5 protein-coding genes are annotated in these 3703 nt (G+C 65.4%); all 5 read left to right on the top strand.

Going from position 1 to position 3703, the window contains the following annotated elements:
* Nucleotides 1-120, top strand: a 120-nt coding sequence (gene hemP / locus EOA60_RS23285; RefSeq protein WP_128311960.1) for a hemin uptake protein HemP, incomplete at its 5' end; no start/stop codon positions are given.
* Nucleotides 121-170: 50 nt separating this feature from the next.
* Entirely contained in the window at nucleotides 171-1232 is a 1062-nt protein-coding gene (locus tag EOA60_RS23280) for a hemin-degrading factor (RefSeq protein WP_095825711.1), read from the top strand.
* 11 nt (nucleotides 1233-1243) lie between these two features.
* A complete protein-coding gene (locus EOA60_RS23275; protein ID WP_095825639.1) occupies nucleotides 1244-2137 on the top strand; it encodes a hemin ABC transporter substrate-binding protein in 894 nt (297 codons plus the stop codon).
* A gap of 6 nt (nucleotides 2138-2143) precedes the next feature.
* Nucleotides 2144-3244, top strand: a complete 1101-nt coding sequence (locus tag EOA60_RS23270) for an iron ABC transporter permease (RefSeq protein WP_095825638.1) — start codon at nucleotides 2144-2146, stop codon at nucleotides 3242-3244.
* A gap of 7 nt (nucleotides 3245-3251) precedes the next feature.
* Nucleotides 3252-3703 (top strand): ATP-binding cassette domain-containing protein (locus tag EOA60_RS23265; RefSeq protein ID WP_128311958.1); only part of this gene is annotated, 452 nt, incomplete at its 3' end.

Raw genomic sequence — 3703 nt, 5'->3', positions numbered from 1 at the left:
GTGCGCACGCTCTCCAGCAACGCGCTGTTCCAGGGCGAGCATGAGATCGGCATCGAACATCATGGTGCTCTCTACCGTCTGAAGATCACCCGCCAGGGCAAGCTGATCCTCAACAAGTAAGCACGATCGGCAGACGAACAGGGCAGACAAAAAGTGGGCAGGTGGACGATATGGACCAACGCGTGAAGCCGTCGCCGGACGAGATCCGGGGTTCGCGGGAAGACAATCCGAAGATGCGCGAGCGCGATTTGGCGGCCCAACTCGGCATTTCGGAAGCAGAGCTGGTCGCGGCACATTGCGGCCATGGCGCCGTGCGCGTCGAGCCGCGCGTCAATGACTTGCTGAGCGGCCTCGAAGCGGTCGGCGAAGTGATGGCGCTGACCCGCAACGAAAGCGCCGTGCACGAAAAGATCGGCGTCTACGACAAGGTCGTCACTGGCAATCACAACGCCATGGTGCTCGGCGAGAACATCGACCTGCGCATCTTCCCGAAAGTGTGGGCACATGGCTTTGCCGTCGAGAAACGCGACGGGGGCGAGATCCGCCGCAGCCTGCAGTTCTTCGATGCGGCCGGCGAGGCCGTTCACAAGGTGCATCTGCGGGCAGCCTCGAACCTCTATGCTTACCAGAAGCTGATGGCGAGCCTTGAATCGTCGAACCAGGAGCCGACGATCGCAATCGCCTCAAGCGCGCCGGAGGACGAAGTGGAGGTGCAAGCCTTGGTAGCCAGCATCGACGACCTCCGCGACCGCTGGAGCCGGATGACCGACGTGCATCAGTTCTTCGGCATGCTGAAGACCCTGAAGCTCAGCCGCCGTGAGGCGGTGCGCATGGTCGGCCAGGACTATGCATGGCTGCTCGACAATGATGCCGTCAGCGCCATGTTTCACCACGCGGCGGAAGGCGAGATGCCGATCATGTGCTTCGTCGGCAACCGCGGCTGCATCCAGATCCATTCCGGCCCGATCAAGTCGGTCAAGCCGATGGGACCGTGGATCAACGTGCTCGACGAGACCTTCCACCTGCATCTGAGGACCGATCACATCCATGAAGTCTGGGCGGTGCGCAAACCGACCAAGGATGGCCATGTCACGTCGCTCGAGGCTTATGACGCCAAGGGGGGCATGATCATCCAGTTCTTCGGCAAGCGCCATGAAGGCGAGGGCGAGCGCGAAGACTGGCGCCTCCTGGCCGAGAACCTGCCCCGCATCCCCAGCCCGACCGCTGCATGAGGCGAGACTCGATGCGTGTCGTTCACCGTTTCCGCTCTGGGCTTGCGCTGCTGGTCGGCGTTCTGCTTGCCGCCGCCGCTCTGCCTGCCGGAGCCGATGAAGGTAGGGCCGTCTTCTCCGACACCTCGCGGATTGCCTCCATCGGCGGCTCGATCACCGAGATCGTCTATGCGCTCGGCGAGGAAGGTCATCTCGTCGCCCGTGATTCGACCAGCTCTTTCCCGCAAGCCGCGCAGAAATTGCCTGATGTTGGCTATATGCGCGCGCTGTCGCCGGAGGGCGTTCTGTCGGTCAATCCATCGGGGATTCTAGCCCTGCATGGCAGCGGCCCGAAGGAAACCGTCGACGTGTTGAAGAAATCGAGCGTGCCCTTTATCGAGGTGCCGGAGCGCTACAGCCATGAAGGCATCCTCGAAAAGATCCGCACCGTCGGGAGGGCGCTGGGAGTTGAGGCTAAGGCGGAGCAGCTCGCTGCGGAGACGGACGCGAAGCTGAAGTCGGCCGAAAAGCAGACGGCCGCGATCAAGGAGCGCAAGCGCGTGCTGTTCGTGCTGTCGATGCAGGGCGGCAAGATCCTGGCCGCGGGCAGCGATACGGCCGGCGACGGCATCATCAGGCTTGCCGGCGCCGTCAACGCGGTCGAGGGTTTTTCGAGCTACAAGCAGCTGTCCGACGAGGCGATCGTCACCGCAAGGCCGGATGTGCTCCTGACCATGAAAAACGCCGGTCCACCGATCTCGGAAGATGAGCTGTTCGCCAATCCATCGATCGCTTCGACGCCCGCGGGAGCTGCCCGCAAGCTGATCAGCATGGATGGCGGCTACCTGCTGGGCTTCGGGCCGCGCACGGCCGCGGCCATCCACGACCTCGCCGTCTCGCTTTACGGCAATCAGGTCACGGACTGAGCGGTGATGGCCGAACAGTCGATTGCGGGGCCGGCGGGCAGGGTGAGGGCATCCGATGGCGACCGCTCGGCGCGGGCAAGGATCGTCATCCTGCTTTTGTCTGTCGCGCTTGCGCTGTCCATATTCCTGTCGCTGACCTCGGGCGCTTCGGACGCGTCCGCCGTTCGCGTCATCCGCGACTGGCTGACCGGAGGCGTGCCGGCCGATACGGCGCTCGCCGCGCGCCACCGGCTGATCGTCTATGACATCCGCATGCCGCGCGTGCTGCTCGGCGTGCTGATCGGCGCCGCGCTCGCCGTCTCCGGCGCGGTGATGCAAGGACTGTTCCGCAACCCGCTCGCCGATCCCGGCCTGATCGGCGTTTCGGCCGGCTCGAGCCTTGGCGCGGTGGCAATCATCGTGCTCGGCACAACCTGGCTTGCGCCTGTCACGCTCGCCCTTGGCACGCTCGGCCTGCCGCTGGCAGCCTTCCTCGGCGGCCTGGCGGTGACGCTGCTGCTCTATGCCATTGCGACGCGCCACGGCCGGACGTCAGTCGCCACGATGCTGCTCGCCGGCCTGGCGATCGCCGCCCTTGCCATGGCGCTCACCGGCATACTGGTCTTCGTGGCCGACGACAGGCAATTGCGCGACCTCACCTTCTGGCAGCTCGGCTCGCTTGGCGGCGCCACTTGGCCGAAAATCGGCACGGTCGGACCGGTGATCTTGCTGGCACTGGCGACGATGCCGTTTCTGTCGCGCGGCCTCGATGCGCTGGCGCTCGGCGAGGCGACCGCCGGCCATCTCGGCATTCCGGTCCAGCGGCTGAAATACACGGCCATCGTCGGCGTGTCGGCGGCGGTCGGTGCGTCGGTCGCCGTCAGCGGAGGCATCGGCTTCATCGGCATCGTCGTGCCGCATCTGTTGCGCCTCGCCATCGGTCCGGAAAACCGCTACCTGTTGCCGGCCTCGGCCTTGCTCGGCGCCTCGCTGCTTCTGCTTGCCGACGCGGTCGCCCGCACCATCGTCGCTCCGGCCGAACTGCCGATCGGCATCGTCACGGCAGTGGCGGGCGCGCCGTTCTTCCTGTGGATCCTGCTGCGCAAGCGCGGCGTCATTGATCTGTGAGCAGCCGATGATCGAAGCCCGGGACATCTCCGTAGCGATCGGCTCCAGGCGCATCGTCTCGCATGTCGATTTCACGGCGCGGCCGGGCGAGGTAACGGCAATCGTCGGGCCCAATGGCTCGGGCAAGACGACGCTGCTCAAGGCGCTGACGGGCGAGCTCTCCTATACCGGCACTGTCATCCTCAATGGCCGAGACCTGGTTTCCATGAAGCCGGTGGAGGCAGCGACGCATCGCGCCGTGCTGCCGCAGTCCACCACGCTGTCCTTTCCCTTCACGGTGCTAGAGATCGTTCGTCTCGGCCTGATCGGCGGGCGTTCCGGGGTGCTGCCCGGCGAGGATGCGCGCTTGCCCGAGCGGGCGCTGGCGCGTGTCGATCTCGACGGCTTTGCCTGCCGCTTCTACCAGGAGCTTTCAGGCGGCGAGCAGCAGCGCGTCCAGCTTGCCCGTGTGCTCTGCCA

Origin of the sequence: Mesorhizobium sp. M1A.F.Ca.IN.020.06.1.1 (genome assembly GCF_004023265.1) — a bacterium.
GTDB lineage: Bacteria > Pseudomonadota > Alphaproteobacteria > Rhizobiales > Rhizobiaceae > Mesorhizobium.
The sequence above is the reverse complement of the archived record's forward strand: the minus strand, read 5'-3'. Positions and strand labels throughout refer to the sequence as shown.

What these genes read in the sequence shown, in the direction of transcription:
- EOA60_RS23280 (WP_095825711.1), top strand. Translation starts at nt 171, where the DNA reads ATGGACCAACGCGTGAAGCCGTCGCCGGACGAGATCCGGGGTTCGCGG.
- EOA60_RS23275 (WP_095825639.1), top strand. Translation starts at nt 1,244, where the DNA reads ATGCGTGTCGTTCACCGTTTCCGCTCTGGGCTTGCGCTGCTGGTCGGC.
- EOA60_RS23270 (WP_095825638.1), top strand. Translation starts at nt 2,144, where the DNA reads ATGGCCGAACAGTCGATTGCGGGGCCGGCGGGCAGGGTGAGGGCATCC.